This is a genomic window from Seonamhaeicola sp. MEBiC01930, from assembly GCF_045277075.1.
GTDB lineage: Bacteria > Bacteroidota > Bacteroidia > Flavobacteriales > Flavobacteriaceae > Seonamhaeicola.
Genome location: NZ_CP104270.1, coordinates 2,838,663 through 2,855,733, shown reverse-complemented (window position 1 = coordinate 2,855,733; position 17,071 = coordinate 2,838,663). Strand labels below are relative to the sequence as shown.

Sequence of the window (17,071 nt, the reverse complement as noted above, 5' to 3'; positions counted from 1 at the left end):
ACCTAAGCGCTATAAAGCTTTTGATTTTCTTTTATTTTAAAATTGCTAATATTCCAAATTACACCTCTGTACAATGCAGACAAATGCTCTTTTTTAAATAAATATTTAATAGTGCTTTTAGGAAGCGAAACTCCAAAGAAATAAATCATTGCCAATACAAGTGTAATTCCTTTACTATTTCTTCTCAAAAACAATACTCTATTTCTATTCAAATAATAGGTTTTTAATGGACTATTTTTACCCGTAGAAATAGATTCTTTATGAAGGATAGAAGATTTTGGTTGAAAATAAATTTTATATCCTGCCCTTTTAACTCTTTCGGCAAAATCTAGCTCCTCATAATAGAGAAAATAATTCTCATATAATAAACCTAATTCCTCTAAAACACTTCTTCTTATCATCATACATGCCCCATGTGGGTAAGATGTTTCTTTTGGTTTATTAAACTGTCCGCTATCTTTTTCCTTATTTCCGTAAGTTATATTTCTTGAAGTAATTGGGTTTAAAGGAGATGATCCTGCATATTGTATTAAATTATCTTCATAAAAAAATAGAATTTTAGAGCTAACAATTCCTATTTTATTATCAGACTCCATTAACTCAACTAGACTATCAAGAAAATCTGGTTCAACTTCAGTATCATTGTTTAACAACAAGACATAATCTCCTTTTGCCTGTTTTAAAGCCAAATTATTTCCACCCGCAAAACCTAAATTTTTTTCACTTATTATTAAGTGTGCTTCTGGGTATTTTTCCTTAATAATTAAAGGAGAGTTTGTAGGTGATCCATTGTCTACAACTAAAGTTTCAAAATTGGGATATGTAACCTTTCTTAAGGATTCTAACATCTCGCAAGTAACTTCTGGTTGATTGTAATTTACACTTACAATTGAAACCTTTGGCTGTTGATTTTCTATATCCATAACTTTTCTAATTCTAGTTTAATGGTTGGATTGCATAGTCATAATTCTGAATCTGCTGAAAATAAATTTCCTCAATTTCTCTGCACATTCTATTAACTGCATATCTTTTACAAACAATCTCTCTAGATTTTTTTCCATATTCAGCCATTTTGACTTTGTCTTCGTGCAATTCTATAAAAGCCTTTGCCAAATTCTCATAATCTCCGCACTCAATTAAAATTCCGTTTTCGCCATCACTAATTACTTCTTTAGTTCCATCAACACCAGTTGCCACAATAGGTTTAGCCATAGACATTGCCTCTAACAAACCTATTGGTAAACCCTCCCATAAAGATGGTAAAGTATAAATGTCTATTGTATTTAAAACATCGGGGATGTCTTGTCTAAATCCAGACCATACCACCATGTCTTCTATATCAAGCTCTTTACACAAAGCTTTAGCATCATCAACTAAATCACCATTTCCCATTAAAAGAAAAGCAATATCACTTGTTTGATCCTTGACTTTTCTAATAGCTCTGATTAACGTTAAAGGGTCTTTTTGCTCTGTCATTCTTACTAAATAACCAACAATGGTTTTATTTTTAGGTAAACCAAGTTCTTCTCGTAAATCTCTTAATTTATTTGAAGGACCATATTTTTCTGTGTTGATTCCATTAGTAACTACTTTAGAATTGCTCATTCCAAATAAATCAATTCCGTCTTTTTGATTACTGTGTGAAACAGCAATTGTTACATCGGCTTTTTTAGTTAAAAAACTTTCGTTCTTTATTCTTAACATCTTAATCAATGGCCTTTGACCTTGATGAAAGGACCAACCATGAACTGTATACACAATAGGTAAACCCAATTTTTTAGCGGCCCAAAAAACATTTGAATTTGCTCTGGTTCCATGTGCATGTACTATATCAATTTCATGATCAACCATAAATTGCTTTACTTTACCCCAAACCCTTATATCATAAGGCTTCTCAGTGTAAATAACATGTACATCTACACCAAGTTCTTTAACTCTTTCTACCATTGGACCATCAGTAAATGAAAGTACAATAGGTTCAAAATTTGATGTATCTATATTCGCTACTAAATCTAAAACATGTGTTTCTCCTCCGCCAATTTTTCCTTGACGAATAGTTTCTAATACTTTAATTTTTTTCATCATGCTTAGTGATTATTAAATTTGGGGTTAAAAGTTTTTATTTAAACTTCCAAGAAGATAAAAATCCGCTAGAAAAAGAATCAGGCAATTGATCAGCCATCCAGTTATCAAACTTTTGAACAGATTTCACTCTATTAGCAACCAAAGAAATTGGAAAAACAGCTTCAACAAAATTAGTACCTTGAAAATTTATTAATTTAAAATCTTCAACCTGCAATAATTTTTTTAGGCTCTTTTTTGTGAAAAATTGAATATGCATTAAATCTTCAGCCTCAGATTGAATTGTAGTTCCCTTATATCCAAACATCCTTTTTAATCCAACAACAAAGTTCCATGAAAATTTATTTTTCATTAGTGCCTGCATTGGTTTAGTCATTATTACTTCTCTAGGACCATATCCATTTGGCACTGTAATAATTAATATTCCTTCTGGCTTCAACAATTTTTTCAACGACTTTATAACTGGAGCAGGCTCATGTAAGTGCTCAACAACTTCACAACAGATTATAGCATCAAACTTATCATTAATATCTAAATCTTCAGCTGAGACATTTTCAAACCTTAAATTATCGTAGGTATTTAAAGATTTTGCTGTGTTAATTGTCTTATCAGAAATATCTATTCCTAAAACATCAAAACCTAAAGACGCCAGTTGTCTACTGTTGTTTCCATTTCCACAACCTACATCTAGTACTTTTGCATTAGGCTTATTTAATGATAAAACTGCCGACTGAATAAATTTAAGTCTCTTCAAATCTTCTACTCTAGTGTAGTTGGTCTTATTAATAAATTCCATGATTTCAAATTTTAAATTAATTATTATTATTTATTGGGGTTTCTTTTATTGAATGTGGGGTATGTATAAACTTATTGTTGGCTCCTTTCAACTTAAACATTGCCAACAGCATTACTATGATTGCTTTAGGTAAAGAAAGCACAGCCATAAATAGCTCTTTTGTCCATAATTTTTTTGGAATAGAAATACCATAGGAAACAATTATTAATCCAAATGATATACCCCATATTTTGGAGAACAATTCATCATTAATAATTAAAGCCAAAACAAAAAGAACAGATACCATTATTGGGAATAACATTCTAGGCGGCAGAAAAAGTTGAACAGCCTTTAAAAAATAATCTACTTTTCCCTTTAGAAGCTTACCTATAGATCCCCAAAAATACTTTTTCAGATAGTAAAATTGTGCTGAAATCCATCGTGTTCTCTGGTTAGAAAACACTGCAGATTGACTAACTTTTTCATCATAAACATATGCTGATTCTAAATAGTGAATAGGGTTACCAGAATTCACCAATTCTAATTCAAGTACTTTATCAAATCCGCCAACAGCATCTACATCCTTCATTAATTTTTTAAACATTCCATAATCAAATGCCATTCCTGAACCAATTAACCTAGATGTTAAACCAACTGTTTGAGTTCCTTTACAAAAAAGGTGATTATTCATTTCTTCACTTATTGCATCAAGCATAGAAAAGCCTGTTTCTCGGTTTTTAGCAGTACGATGCCCTTGAATTGCATTATAACCGTCGGCGTATTTATTAGCTATTTTACTCAATACACCTTGCGCCATAATATTATCAGCATCCAACACAACCGCTAAATCATAATTATCTCCTAGTTCATTCATAGCGAAGTTGAGCGCTTTTGCTTTGGTGCTTTTTTCAAAAGATACTTCAATAACAACTATATCAAGTGATTTTAAGGCAAAAACAACTTCAGCATCTAAAGAGTCTGCAATTACAACTACATCAAATTTGTGATAATCTTGTTTTATGGCTTCTTTAGCTGTATGTAGAATAACTTCATTTTCTTTATAAGCAGGAATTAACAAAGCTACTTTAGGTAATGACCTACTGTGTTTAATCTTAATATTTTGCTTAAAAAACAATCCTGCAACAGCCAGAACAAATAGGTATATTACACAAAATCCTAGCCATATAAGGAGAGTAAATTGTATAATTTGATAAATAAGGTATATATAATCCATAGTCATTTTGATTAGGGGCACTATGACGTTTAATTATGTAATTGTAACGTTAGGCTTTTATTTCTTCATAGGTTTTATTATAAAGGTTTAACACTTGAGCAGCCATATTCTTCCAAGAGAACACCTTGCTTCTTTCAAGTCCTTTGTTTATTAATCTTTTTCTATATTCTTCGTCCGCAAGAACCTTAATCATTGCTTTAGCAATGTCTTCAGGTTCAAATGGATTAACTAAATGCGCAGCATCTCCAGCCACCTCCGGCATTGAAGAAGTATTAGAAGTTATTACAGGAACTCCGCAAGCCATAGCTTCCATTATAGGAATTCCGAAACTTTCTCTTAACGATGTATATAAAAACAAACTACTTTGAGTATATATTGCTGGCAGATCTGTATTCACAACGTAATCAGTTAAAACAATATGATTTATTAATTCTTGGTGACCTATATCAGCAAGTAATTTTTCTAAATTATCCAAAGCATAATCTGAAATTACTAATTTATAGTCTGAATTAGTTTCCTTGATAAATCTTGAAAAAGCTTTTAAAGTTCCTTTAGTGTTTTTTTTAGGACTTGTATTTCCTAAGAAAAATATAAACTTTTCTGGCAAATTGTACTTTTCTTTAAGCCTGTTAAGTTCTGCATCATCTGAAACAATTTTGAAATGCTCGCTAACTCCATTATATATTGAGGTTAGTTTACTATTTCCGCTATATCCAAAAAAATATGAAATCTGCTTTATTTCAAAATCCGAAACTGTAATTATTTGTTTACTTCTTTTTACCACATAAGGAACCACCAACTTTCTATACATATTTCCCAATTTTTGATATCGTGTTGCATTACTAGTTAAAATCCTGAATGATTTTCTTTCTAAGTAAATAATATCATGCAATGTGGTTATTAAAGGTATATCAGAAAATAAGGGAGCTGTATTACTTGTACAATGCAATAAATCACAGTTGTACTTTTTCGCAGCTTTAGGTAAGATGAATTGTTCCCAAGTAGGATATGACCCACCCTTTAATTCAACTATCTTAAAATTAGATGTTTCTTTAAGAACAGAACTATCTTCATCAGGTTTAACAAAAATATAGTACTGGTTTTCTTGATCGAGAACCTGAAGGTTTTTTATCAACTCTAATGCAACCATATCCATACCATGTTTTTTCTTACGGAAAAGCCTTTGCCCTTCTATACCTATATTCATTTTCTGAATTTTGGATAAATATAATGCATTTAATCGATATTATAAAACCTTTTATCGATTAAATTAATATTTTTTGTAAAAAAATACCCTGATTTATGTTTTTTCAGATGAATGTGGCGTATGAATGTAAGATTTATTTGCACCTTTTATTTTAAGCAATGATAATAACATCATAAACATACCCCTAGGTAAACTAGCCAAGGCTTTTAAAGTATTAAGATTGTAAAAGGCTTTAGGAACGGAAAAAACAAAAGACAAAAAACAGGAAGCAAATAAAGCTACCCAAGCAATAGAATATGCAATGTTATTGTCCAGAAATCTATTCATCAAAACAAAAATGAAACTTAACCCAACTACCGCGCCTAGTAATAAAACCCTAGGTGGTTGGATAAATTGAATAGCCTTATCAAAATAATCTACATTACCTTTTAGAATCAAATGCTTGAAGGCAATAAAAATATCCTTTCTAAAATAATGCAGTTGAGCAGATAACCACCTTCGTCTTTGATTACCAAAAACCTCAGCTTTTTGTACTTTTTCGTCATATACAATAGCATCGTTTAAATAAAGAATCTTTCTACCTTCTTTAAGCATTATTAATTCAATTTCCTTATCAAACCCTCCTATAGCATCAACATTAGACATTATGGATTTAAAATATTTATAACTAAAAGCCATTCCGGAACCAATAATTGCTGAAGAAAGCCCCAATACCCTATGGCCCTTTCTAAAAATATTATTGTTAATTTCCTCGCTTATCGCATCAAGTATTGCCCAAGAAGTGTTTACGTTTTTAGCAGTTCTATGACCCTGAACTGCAACAACATTCTGTTCAAAAACAGCATTAATTCTACTTAAAAAGCCAGATGCCATTACATTATCAGCATCTAGTACAACAGCAATATCGTAATCTCTTTCGAGCCTTTCCATAGCTTTATTTAGAGCCTTAGCTTTTGTACTATTTTCAAAACTTACCTCTATAAGTTTTAAAGGTAGACTTCTTAATTTATGCAATGTTGTTTCCTGAAATGAATCAGCTATTATAACTACATCAAAAAGATTAGAGGGGTAATCTTGTTTTAAGGCTAATTTTGCCACCTCAACTATAACAGCATCCTCCTTGTAGCCCGGAACTAAAACAGCTATTTTTTTATCATTATTAATATTATTGTATTTCTTTTCCTTATAAAAAAGACTTGCTATGGAAAATATGAATATATACAATACAGCCAGCCCCAAAAAGGTTAAGACTATAATTTGAAAAACATTAAATATTTCCATAAAATTATATGATTAAGGTTATTACACATTCCTACTTATTTAGGCAGGTAACAATTTAGCTTCTTCAGCATCTAGCTCTTCTTTCGATCTTTCAAAAATTTCTGGATGTGATATCAGTGCCATAGATGCGTATATTAATAATGATGTTGGATGCTGACCCAAAACACCATTTCCATATGACGCTGCCATTATTCCAACCATTCCTGCAATTAAAGCACTCATTTTTATCTTTGTTATAGGATCTCGGATTCTAAACATAATCTTGAAAGAGGCCATTCCAGCAACAAAAAATAAAATAAAAAGATGCAAGGTTAGACCAACAACTCCTTGTTCTGCCCAAATCATAACATACCAGCTATCTGTAGCCACATTAGACAAAAATGCGTGGGGTAAAAAACGTTGTGCCTTATCCCCGGCGTGACCTATTCCTCCTCCAAACGGCCTTGAAGCAAGATATACTTTTAATTTTCTTTGATTTTCTTTTCTTACTATTAAAGAAGGATTATTTGAATCAAAACCGGTTCTCATTCGTCTTATTTGTGCATTTCCATTTCCTATCATGGTATATTTAAAAAACACAAACATTAAAATCACAAAAAAGAAGCCAGCACCTAATACTTTAATATTTTTCTTTAGAACAAAAAATGTCATAAACCCAGCAAAAGGAACAGCTATTGATCCTCTAGTACCAGATATTAACATTCCATATATTCCTAAAATACCCACAGTTAAAAAGAACACTTTAGGCCAGCCTTTTTTAGCCATGGCATAGATTATAAAAACAACTCCAGCATACCCTTGATTACCTCCAAATTGCCCTGCATCACTATAGAAAGAGAATATTCTTAACTTACCAAATAATACATGAGTAATAGATGCACCGGCATCTAACCACGCTTGTTCTGCATAATCAGGTCCAAAAACCAATTGCATTATTCCCTTTAATGTTCCTAATATTGAAAAGATTCCCCACACATACAAAAAAGTATCCAACCGTTTATTTGTGTTGATTAACATAAAGGTGAGAATCACAAAGAATAAGAAATAAAAACCTATACCTCTACCAGCAATCCACGGCTCTATCATTACCGCTTCTGGGTTAGCTATTTGAAATATAAAATAGGCCAACCACACTATTGCCAAAACCGTAATAGTTCTAAAAGCAGGAGACCAATCAACTCTTTCCCTAAACCTGCTAAAAATTATCGCCAAAAAGGTTAAAATCATTATACCATCTGTAGCAAAACCTATTGGTAATTCTGTCTTTATATAGCGTAATGAACCGAGTATAACAAAATTAAGACCAATAGCCGTATAAAAACCTATAACAGGATTTTTAAATAGAACGTTTAAAAACGCAGAGCCAAAAATAATAGCTATTACTAAGCCTGCTCCAGCTATTTCTAATTTTCCAAGTATTAAGGCTATTAAACCAACTCCTGCAAAGAACAATAAAAGCCATTTTGGTTTAGCCAAATTGCCTGAACCAGGAATTTTATCAAATGGATTTATATGTTTACTTTTAGGGATCACCTTTAGTTATTTATTTGCTTAATTTCAGCAAATCGATTATTCGTAACCTTGTTAAATAGGTCTTTATAGAAATCTAAGCCACTAACAAATATCTGTCTATAGGATAAAGTAAGCTCCTTGTTTAAGAAATACATACCTAGCCAAATACCTACCAAAGTAAAAACTATAGATGCAACTGCAACCATAATAAGACTCTGGAACACAAAAATGGCTATTATATCTCCTATCACATTGGCTAAAACCATTACAAATACCTTAATAGCATTTATGTTAGGCTTATTAATACTATCTAAACCAATTCCGGTCATTCTATCTATAGGTAATAACAATCCATAAATAGAAAAGACCCTTACAATATCGACTACATTAAATCCAGTTACAGGATCTACAACCAAATACTGCTCTCCAGAAAGTATTAGCACTAATAAATCTGCAAAAATGAATGTACAAAGACTCATTGCCACAAAGAGATATGTTAATGCACCTGAATAAGCATAAAATAGATCTTTAACTTCTTTTACCCTTCCCTGAACACTTGCCTTAGACATCTTTGGAAAAGCAGTAGCAACAAAACTTCTTAATGGTATTTGTTGTAATTCAGTAAGCTTTAAAGGAATACTATATAGTGCAACAGCCGACGCTCCAAGTGGACTTAAACTTATAATAAGTGCATCTGCGCTTCTTAATAAATTAGTTCCAATTAAGGTAAAGGTTGTATATTTTCCAAAGTTCAATAAAGTTCTGTTAGTAGACTTACACGCCTTAGTAATATGATTAACTCCGTCCCATCCTAAAACAAGACTAATTAGTGAAGTAAATGCATTAATAAATAATAAAGCAACAACTAATTGAGACAAAGTCATTTCTATAAAAAATGAATTCATAACAATAACCAAGAAGAATAGACCACTATTAATTGATTTAAGTGCAAGTATTTTTCCATATTCTCTGTCTGCCTGTAAAACTACCAAAGCATTATTCCAAGGCAAATTTAAAAAAGCCAATAAAGGATACCATTTAAAAAACAAACCATAGCCAGAATTAAGAATAGCTTCTCCAAAAAACGCATTACATATAAATAAAATTAAGGACACCAGTATGGTTGCTCCTAAACCAATTAATGCATTGGAACCTATTAATTTATATCTTGAAGATTGCTCAGCTCCAGAAAGATATCTAATCAATCCAGTATTAGTAATTCCAAACCTGAACATTTCAACAAATGAACCTCCAGTAATAAATAGAACCCATTCACCAAAAACGTCCAATGATAAACTACGTGCTAACAATCCGAAGCCTGCTACACCCAAAATTGCAATCACAACATTTCCTGCTAGTGAAAGGAAATTGTCTTCACGTACAATTTTTTTTAGTTTATTCATTATTTCTTATTCCTAAATTTGGTTCTTTGAGAAAAACTCAAGTCTAAACATAGACTTCATTTTCTTTCTTAAACTAGTCCTCTTTTTAGGTAAATCTCCTAAGACTCTTTCAACTTCTTTAAGCTCTACCCCATTAATTACAAATTTCATTTTTGATTCAGAGAAAGGCATCAATCTATCTAATGCAGCCTTATCTGCCTTAGACCAAGTTCTATTTGACCTGCATACAAGGATATCTAAATCTGAATCAATAAATAATTCTGTTGGGTGATTATTATCAATAATAGAAGGCAATTCAATTATTACATATTCTGGAGTATAATCTAACTGTATGTTATTTAACTCTAAAATATCTAAATAACTCTTCGCTTTGTAAAAATGCTTATCTATCTTATAAGTATGGTATTCAGAATCATCTAGATATTGAGATGCACTTGCTAAGAAAGGGTTATCAATATCAATTCTAGGATCTGCATAACCTAATATTCTATTAAGAATAGAATATTTTCTTTGTTGATCTTTTCTAGGTTCTTTATCAGAATAATTTAAAACCAATACACTTTTCCCACTCTTCTTTAACCCTTTAGCAATATTACCTGCAATAACACTTTTACCCTCTAATTTCTGTGAACTAAAGCATAAAATGGTTTTTGGAATTTTATCACGTTTTTCCTCCGAACTTAAATTCTGAACAATATTTTGAGTAATTATTTCTATAAGCCTACTCTGAACAAATGACATTTTAGTTGTTAACGGATTAAGCAATATTTTTGGAATCATTCCTAAAGCTGGAATTCCAATTTTTTCAGCTGCTTTATCAGAATTCTTTAAAGTATCATCAAAATATTCCATTACCAATATTATACCCAAAGTGAATAACCCTCCTATGAAAGCAGCAACAACAATTAATATCTTTCTCTTAGAAGGTATTGGATATAATGGAAAAAATGGTGGATCGATTGCCTTTAAGTTTGCCGACAATGAATTATCTTGCAATTTTAGTTTGGCCAAGTTCAATCCATGAAGTATTTCTAAATAACCCTCCTCAGATACCGAAATCTCTCTTTGGATTCTTAACATATTGGCACCTGCAGGTGCATAAGTTTTATATTGCTTTTGAAACTCTATATTCTGATTTTCCATTATCTTAAGTTTAGCTCTTAGGTTTTCAGAATCTGTCACATTATCCATCCACTCCGGCAAAACTTTTGTTACAGGTAAACCATCAACCGTATTTTCATAGCTATAAAGTTCATCTACACTCTTCTCAATCTCATTAGTAACAGCGTTTGATTCCTTCTTTAATTCTGCAAGCCTTCCCAATCCCTGATTATTTCCATTGGTCTCAATCTTAGCTTCAATCATTGCTATCTCATAATTCAGATCTCCTAATTCTTTCTTTTTTTGAAGGACATAATTACTCTTTTGCTGAATAACCTCCTGTATATCTAATTTCTTCTCTAACCTTCTGGTTGCGGCCTGTAAACCTGCTAATTCAGCTTGCTTTTGATTGTAATCAAGTTCCATCTCCTCCTTAACTATGGCAACCTTTTTACTTTGCTCATAATAGTTAATAATATTTGATGCCTTATTGAATTCAAGAAGTTTATCCTCTGCCCTTTTTAGTTTGTCACTTGCCTGTGCTAACTGCGCCTCAAAATATTTTACAACATCATCAGATCTATTTTGTTTAATAAATTTGTAATTCTTAATACAAACCTTATTGTAAATATCTAGAGTTTGCTGGCAAATCCCTGGGTCGTTTACAGTATATGTAAGCTTCACCAAATCGCTACCGCCAATTCTCATAGCATTCATACTAGAAATTGCCTTTATAGAATAATGCTTATCCTTTTCATAATTAATTATTTCATATACAAAATTAGATGTATTACTCTGCATTAAGTCCATTAAGTTTTGAACAGTCTGTTCATATAAAACAGGATCTATTTCAGTTGGAAAAATGCTTGATAAATTATCAGTATCAACATCTACATCTGTAGCATTTCTATCTACAGCTACATAGGTATACATATCCTCAGGAATTTTATCTTTAAATTCCTCATAATGTTCTTCAGAAATATATTTAGAATTAGCCTCTTGTAACATTAAATGTTGAGCTAACAACCTTATAGCAACCTCCTCTTGAGTATCTCTAGACTTAATAATGTTAATTAAATTATCAAATGCAGCACTATTAGCATGGTGATCAAACCTCTTGTCCATCTCAATAGATGTCCCTGTAGCTAAACCAGTATATAGTATAGTTTGAGATGAATATTCAAAAGACGGGTTAACCGTTAAGATAATAACCAATGTAGCTAATAATATTGGAATTAATATTAGCAACCTAATATGCTTTAACGCTAGTCTTACAAAATCTACTATATTCATTACTTTAATTTCCTGTTAAAATATCAAACTTGTAACCCGCTAAATCTTCTAATAATTGCTTTGCTAGTACAAATTCAGATTTTGCCTTTTCATACTCTATTTGTAAGTTTGAAGTAATACTGGTAATTCGCACATATTCTGCAACTGGAACTATTCCATTTCTAAATTCCTTTTCTACCATTTGCATGTTTACATTACCATCACCATAAGCTCTTGCTTTAATTTCTAAAAGCCTTTCCTTTAATGCTATATCTTGATATAACCTTATTACGTTTTGGCGAATTGTTTGCTCTTCCGCTTCAGCTAAATTTATAGCTTCCTCTACTTCCAATTCTGCCGTCTTAATTAATTTTTTTCTGTTAAGAACATCATAAAGTGGTAATCTTAAATACACACCAACACTATAGTTAAATACTTTTGATGTTGTGGCAAGAGCGGAAATTACTTGACCATCTTCATTTGTTGAGAAATTATTAAAATTACCATATCTAGTATCACCTGATAAACCAATATGCCTTGTAATATCTATACGTTTTGATTTTTTAAGTGTTCCTAATCTTTTTATACTACTATTTCTATAGTTCAGCATCCCACTTCTTTTTAAAACAGAATCCGTCACAACTTCCAATGGAGGAAGGCTTGTTATGCTTTTAGTTCTACTAGTTGACACCTCTAACATTTCGTCTTGAGCATGCAAATAGCTAGTACAATTAAACACTAGAATTATAATAAATCTTAATAGTAGCTTCATTCTTTTGAAGTGTAAATATTAAACCGTATCACTTTGAAACAAAGCCGGTATAGTTCTAAAAATTAATTTCATATCATACCAGAATGAGTAATTATTACCCCTAAACTGGTCTGCATATTCGTTATCTAAACGCATTCTTTCTTCTTCAGACATATCACCTCCTCTACCTCTTAATTCAACTTGCCAAAGCCCTGTAATTCCAGGAGGAGCCAAAAACCGTTTAGAGATGTCACCACCAGTTAATAACTCAGCTTCATAAACTGGCAAAGGCCTATTTCCAACTATGGACATATCCCCCTTTAAAACATTTATTAATTGTGGCAATTCATCAATACTCGTATTTCTTATAAATTTTCCTATCCTAGTAATTCTTGGATCATCAACTATTTTAACAAAAGCCGAATTGTTCTTTGCTTCTTCTTCCTTTTGTTTCATATACCAATAATCACATATACTATGTGTGTCTATATACATAATTGGAGAACAACTTTCTCCTTCAGGTAAAGCAGCACACTTTGGACAATCCTTGTTTTCTATAGACTCTTCTTTCTTTGGTTCTTTATTGTATTGATTTTTCTCTTTTGCTAATTTCTTTAACAATTCATCAGCGCCCGTTCTCATTGAACGTAACTTGTAAAAATCAAATGTTTTCCGGCCAACTCTTTTAGATATGTAATATACCTTGCCTTTGGATTCCAATCTAATTGCCAATAAAATTAAAAGTAGAAATGGAGAAGCTATTAAAAGTGCTGTAGAAGCAACAACTATATCAAAAACACGCTTAGACAAAGGCATTTTGTAACCTTCTTCATTCAATTCGAGTAGCTTAGTCGATTGAGTCACCCCTCTATTTTCACAAAGAAATTTGGCTCTCTCAAGAATATCCTCGGGAGTTGAAGTGTTCATTACGTAATAATCACTAACCCTTTTCTTAAAAGCCTTTTTGTAAACTTCACTATTAAAATCTTTAGACAAAAGAATAAAAGGCGTTTTATTAAATTCAGAATTCTCTCTTATCCAATCATAAAGGTAAAGCCCATTATTACCTGGTAATGCATAGTCACAAATTATTACATCTATTTCATTATCAGATGTTAAATAATTTATAGCCATTATGCTATTTTCTAAAACACAAAAAGCAACATTGTTTTTTTCACTTATAGACTTAAAATAATCGGGAGAATTTCCAATATAAAGCATAGTTAAGACTGATTCCATCTTTAATGTAGGTTAAGTTAAACTGAATAAAATACTACCACTCCACTGCGTAGTGTATTGGGAATAAATTCTTTTTTACCAATTCATCTAACTCTTCAGGGTTAAATGGTTTAGTTAGATAATCTTGAGCTCCCAATCTATAACACTTTATACGCTCTTTACTTTCTGATTTACCTGAAAGCATGATACAAGGAGTATGCTTAGTAAAACCTCTTTGTCGTAGCTTGGTTAAAAATTCATAACCATCCATTTTTGGCATTTGGATATCGCTAATTACAAGGTCTGGAATGTTATTTTCTAACCATAACAACGCTTCATATCCATCATTAATGGTTTCAATATTGTAATGTTCTGAAAGAAAGTTTTCCAATAACAAGCAAATACTTGCTTCGTCATCTACTATTAGTATTTTTTTCTTCATGATTTAAGATTTGGGGGTTCATAAAAAAATTAAAATTTATTAATTTGAAGAGAATAACTCTAGACTCTCTTTACTTTTAAACTATAGTTTTAAAAAACTCTATGGTTTTTGTTAAGCCCTCTTCAAGTTTAACTTTTGGTTCCCAGTCCAGTTCCTTTTTCGCAATTGTAATATCTGGTTTTCTCATCATAGGATCATCGGAAGGTAAAGGTTTGTATACAATTTTTGATTTTGAACCCGTTAATTCAATTACTTTTTCAGCAAGTTCTAAAATTGTAAACTCATCTGGGTTCCCTGTATTAACAGGTCCAATAAATCCATCTTTTGTATTCATCATACGCATCATAGCCTCAACCAAATCATCAACATATTGAAAACTTCTAGTTTGTTGACCTTCACCGTAAACAGTAATATCTTGATTATTTAACGCTTGTACTATAAAGTTTGATACCACTCTCCCATCATTTGGGTGCATTCTTGGGCCATACGTGTTAAAAATTCTTACAATTTTTACATTGACATCATTTTGCTTATGATAATCTACAAAAAGAGTTTCTGCAGCACGTTTGCCTTCATCATAACAAGATCGTTCTCCAATAGGATTAACATTTCCCCAATAGGATTCTTGCTGCGGGTGCACTAAAGGGTTACCATAAACCTCACTTGTTGACGCTTGTAAGATTTTCGCCTTTATTCTTTTAGCCAACCCCAACATATTAATTGCTCCCATTACTGATGTTTTCATGGTTTTTATAGGGTTATACTGGTAATGCACAGGAGACGCAGGACAAGCTAAATTATAAATTTCGTCTGCTTCTATAAAAAAAGGACTTGTAACATCATGTCTAATTAATTCAAAATAAGGGTTATCCAATAAATGAACTACATTTTGTTTTTGTCCAGTAAAAAAATTATCTAAACAGTATACTTCATTATTTTCATTTAATAAACGCTCACATAGGTGAGAACCTACAAATCCGGCTCCACCTGTAACTAAAACTTTTTTGCGTATTTTGGTCATATAATTATATAGTTTATTCTTAACTAACAGAACTTAAAACAGATTTCACCATATCTTTAGATGTATCCACCCCAATACAGAAATAATTAAATTCTTTTTCTTTCATTTCCGTCCTATCATAAATGTTACGACCATCAAATATTGTAGAATTTTTAAGCAATCTTTTAATTATATTAAAATTTGGAAATTTAAACTCCGGCCACTCAGTAAGTACTGCTAAACAATCAGCATCAATCAGCGTCTCGTACTGATCTTCAAAATAAGTTATAGTATCTCCAAAATGATGTTTTGCCTCTTCCATAGCAATTGGATCATAAGCTTTTACAGTTGCTCCTGCTTCTAAAAGTTTATTAACTATTACTAATGAAGGTGCCTCTCTCATATCATCAGTTTGAGGTTTAAAAGACAACCCCCATAAGGCAATGGTTTTTCCTTTAACATCACCATTAAAATATTTCAAGATTTTATTGAATAAAACCGTTTTTTGTTTATTATTGACAGATTCAACAGCTTTTAAAACTTGTAAATCGTAGTTATATTCACCTCCTGTTCTTATTAAAGCTTGAACATCTTTGGGAAAACATGATCCTCCATACCCAATACCTGGGTAGATGAATTTGTTTCCAATTCTTGAGTCTGAACCAATTCCTTTTCTTACTTTATTTACATCAGCTCCAACAATTTCACAAAGGTTAGCAATATCATTCATAAAACTAATTTTTGTAGCTAGCATTGAATTTGCAGCATACTTAGTCATTTCTGCAGAAACTATATCCATAAAAATTACTGGATGACCATTAAGTGTAAATGGCTTATATAATCTTTTCAATAAGTTTTCTGCTCTTTCATTTTCAACACCAACAACAATTCTGTCTGGTTTTAAAAAATCATTTATTGCAGCACCTTCCTTTAGGAATTCTGGATTAGATGCTACATCAAATTCTACCTTAGCATTTCTTTTATCTAACTCCTCTTGTAAGGCATTTTTAACCTTTAATGAAGTTCCTACAGGAACAGTGCTTTTGGTTACCACCAATGTATAATCATCAATATGTTTACCACAATCTCTTGCTACTGCTATTACATATTTTAAATCTGCACTACCATCCTCATCAGGAGGAGTTCCCACAGATATAAAAACTGCTTCAGAATCTTTTACTGCATCAGCAATTTTGGTTGTAAAACTCAATCTACCCTTTTTCATGTTACGGCTAATCATATTCTCTAAACCCGGCTCATATATAGGTATAATTCCTTTATTTAGGTTATTGATTTTGTTTTCATCAATATCCACACAAATAACATCAATTCCGACTTCGGAAAAACAAGCTCCTGTTACAAGTCCAACGTATCCGCTACCAACAATTGTAATTTTCATAATTCAATATTATAATGGTTTAACTTTTAAATTTGGGGTTTAAATTCTATAATTTAAACACTGATTAGAACATATTCATTTCTAATCGAGTCAAACATACAAATATTTTTACAAAAAACATCGTTAAAAAGTAAAAAAAATACGATAAAATGCATATTTTTTTATATTGTAAGATTTTTCAATAAAAAATAAACCCTCTAAAATGAGAAAAGTTATGTCATTTTTCAAATAACAAAAAGAAGGTTAAGTTCAATAGGTATTCAATCGGATACCGGGATATGAATTGAACAATTTGGGAACTCTTCACAATAAACGCAATCTTTGTTCATAAACAAGAGTTATTGCAAATGTATAACCGAATTTTTCAAAAAGAATTTCAAAAATGATAATAGGT

14 protein-coding genes are annotated in these 17,071 nt (G+C 31.4%); all 14 read right to left on the bottom strand.

Annotated elements, in window-relative coordinates; genetic code table 11:
- Nucleotides 1–2 precede the first annotated feature (2 nt).
- Complete coding sequence (locus tag N1F78_RS12350) at nt 3–923, bottom strand: glycosyltransferase family 2 protein (protein ID WP_406683467.1); 921 nt, start codon at nt 921–923, stop codon at nt 3–5.
- A gap of 13 nt (nt 924–936) precedes the next feature.
- The gene (locus N1F78_RS12345; RefSeq protein WP_406683466.1) at nt 937–2,085 is read right to left on the bottom strand and encodes a glycosyltransferase; all 1,149 of its coding nucleotides are present in this window, start codon (nt 2,083–2,085) and stop codon (nt 937–939) included.
- 34 nt (nt 2,086–2,119) lie between these two features.
- Nucleotides 2,120–2,878, bottom strand: a complete 759-nt coding sequence (locus N1F78_RS12340; protein WP_406683465.1) for a class I SAM-dependent methyltransferase — start codon at nt 2,876–2,878, stop codon at nt 2,120–2,122.
- 16 nt (nt 2,879–2,894) lie between these two features.
- Nucleotides 2,895–4,091, bottom strand: a complete 1,197-nt coding sequence (locus tag N1F78_RS12335; protein WP_406683464.1) for a glycosyltransferase — start codon at nt 4,089–4,091, stop codon at nt 2,895–2,897.
- Nucleotides 4,092–4,140: 49 nt separating this feature from the next.
- Complete coding sequence (locus N1F78_RS12330) at nt 4,141–5,298, bottom strand: glycosyltransferase family 4 protein (protein ID WP_406683463.1); 1,158 nt, start codon at nt 5,296–5,298, stop codon at nt 4,141–4,143.
- A 93-nt stretch (nt 5,299–5,391) separates the two neighbouring features.
- On the bottom strand, nt 5,392–6,579 hold the full coding sequence (locus tag N1F78_RS12325; protein ID WP_406683462.1) for a glycosyltransferase: 1,188 nt from the start codon (nt 6,577–6,579) through the stop codon (nt 5,392–5,394).
- A gap of 39 nt (nt 6,580–6,618) precedes the next feature.
- The gene (locus N1F78_RS12320; protein WP_406683461.1) at nt 6,619–8,112 is read right to left on the bottom strand and encodes an O-antigen ligase family protein; all 1,494 of its coding nucleotides are present in this window, start codon (nt 8,110–8,112) and stop codon (nt 6,619–6,621) included.
- Between the two features lie 2 nt (nt 8,113–8,114).
- Nucleotides 8,115–9,494: a lipopolysaccharide biosynthesis protein gene (locus tag N1F78_RS12315; RefSeq protein WP_406683460.1), complete on the bottom strand. Its 1,380-nt coding sequence runs from the start codon at nt 9,492–9,494 to the stop codon at nt 8,115–8,117.
- Nucleotides 9,495–9,506: 12 nt separating this feature from the next.
- Nucleotides 9,507–11,888: a GumC family protein gene (locus N1F78_RS12310; protein WP_406683459.1), complete on the bottom strand. Its 2,382-nt coding sequence runs from the start codon at nt 11,886–11,888 to the stop codon at nt 9,507–9,509.
- A gap of 4 nt (nt 11,889–11,892) precedes the next feature.
- The gene (locus N1F78_RS12305; RefSeq protein WP_406683458.1) at nt 11,893–12,639 is read right to left on the bottom strand and encodes a TolC family protein; all 747 of its coding nucleotides are present in this window, start codon (nt 12,637–12,639) and stop codon (nt 11,893–11,895) included.
- Nucleotides 12,640–12,657: 18 nt separating this feature from the next.
- Nucleotides 12,658–13,857: a sugar transferase gene (locus tag N1F78_RS12300; RefSeq protein ID WP_406683457.1), complete on the bottom strand. Its 1,200-nt coding sequence runs from the start codon at nt 13,855–13,857 to the stop codon at nt 12,658–12,660.
- A gap of 34 nt (nt 13,858–13,891) precedes the next feature.
- Complete coding sequence (locus N1F78_RS12295) at nt 13,892–14,278, bottom strand: PleD family two-component system response regulator (protein ID WP_406683456.1); 387 nt, start codon at nt 14,276–14,278, stop codon at nt 13,892–13,894.
- Nucleotides 14,279–14,354: 76 nt separating this feature from the next.
- Nucleotides 14,355–15,299, bottom strand: coding sequence for a UDP-glucuronic acid decarboxylase family protein (locus N1F78_RS12290; protein ID WP_406683455.1), 945 nt, complete (start codon nt 15,297–15,299; stop codon nt 14,355–14,357).
- 19 nt (nt 15,300–15,318) lie between these two features.
- Complete coding sequence (locus N1F78_RS12285; RefSeq protein ID WP_406683454.1) at nt 15,319–16,677, bottom strand: UDP-glucose dehydrogenase family protein; 1,359 nt, start codon at nt 16,675–16,677, stop codon at nt 15,319–15,321.
- Between the last annotated feature and the right edge of the window lie 394 nt (nt 16,678–17,071).

What these genes read in the sequence shown, in the direction of transcription:
- N1F78_RS12315 (WP_406683460.1), bottom strand. Translation starts at nt 9,494, where the DNA reads ATGAATAAACTAAAAAAAATTGTACGTGAAGACAATTTCCTTTCACTA.
- N1F78_RS12330 (WP_406683463.1), bottom strand. Translation starts at nt 5,298, where the DNA reads ATGAATATAGGTATAGAAGGGCAAAGGCTTTTCCGTAAGAAAAAACAT.
- N1F78_RS12305 (WP_406683458.1), bottom strand. Translation starts at nt 12,639, where the DNA reads ATGAAGCTACTATTAAGATTTATTATAATTCTAGTGTTTAATTGTACT.
- N1F78_RS12335 (WP_406683464.1), bottom strand. Translation starts at nt 4,091, where the DNA reads ATGGATTATATATACCTTATTTATCAAATTATACAATTTACTCTCCTT.
- N1F78_RS12295 (WP_406683456.1), bottom strand. Translation starts at nt 14,278, where the DNA reads ATGAAGAAAAAAATACTAATAGTAGATGACGAAGCAAGTATTTGCTTG.
- N1F78_RS12310 (WP_406683459.1), bottom strand. Translation starts at nt 11,888, where the DNA reads ATGAATATAGTAGATTTTGTAAGACTAGCGTTAAAGCATATTAGGTTG.
- N1F78_RS12345 (WP_406683466.1), bottom strand. Translation starts at nt 2,085, where the DNA reads ATGATGAAAAAAATTAAAGTATTAGAAACTATTCGTCAAGGAAAAATT.
- N1F78_RS12340 (WP_406683465.1), bottom strand. Translation starts at nt 2,878, where the DNA reads ATGGAATTTATTAATAAGACCAACTACACTAGAGTAGAAGATTTGAAG.
- N1F78_RS12325 (WP_406683462.1), bottom strand. Translation starts at nt 6,579, where the DNA reads ATGGAAATATTTAATGTTTTTCAAATTATAGTCTTAACCTTTTTGGGG.
- N1F78_RS12285 (WP_406683454.1), bottom strand. Translation starts at nt 16,677, where the DNA reads ATGAAAATTACAATTGTTGGTAGCGGATACGTTGGACTTGTAACAGGA.
- N1F78_RS12300 (WP_406683457.1), bottom strand. Translation starts at nt 13,857, where the DNA reads ATGGAATCAGTCTTAACTATGCTTTATATTGGAAATTCTCCCGATTAT.
- N1F78_RS12350 (WP_406683467.1), bottom strand. Translation starts at nt 923, where the DNA reads ATGGATATAGAAAATCAACAGCCAAAGGTTTCAATTGTAAGTGTAAAT.
- N1F78_RS12290 (WP_406683455.1), bottom strand. Translation starts at nt 15,299, where the DNA reads ATGACCAAAATACGCAAAAAAGTTTTAGTTACAGGTGGAGCCGGATTT.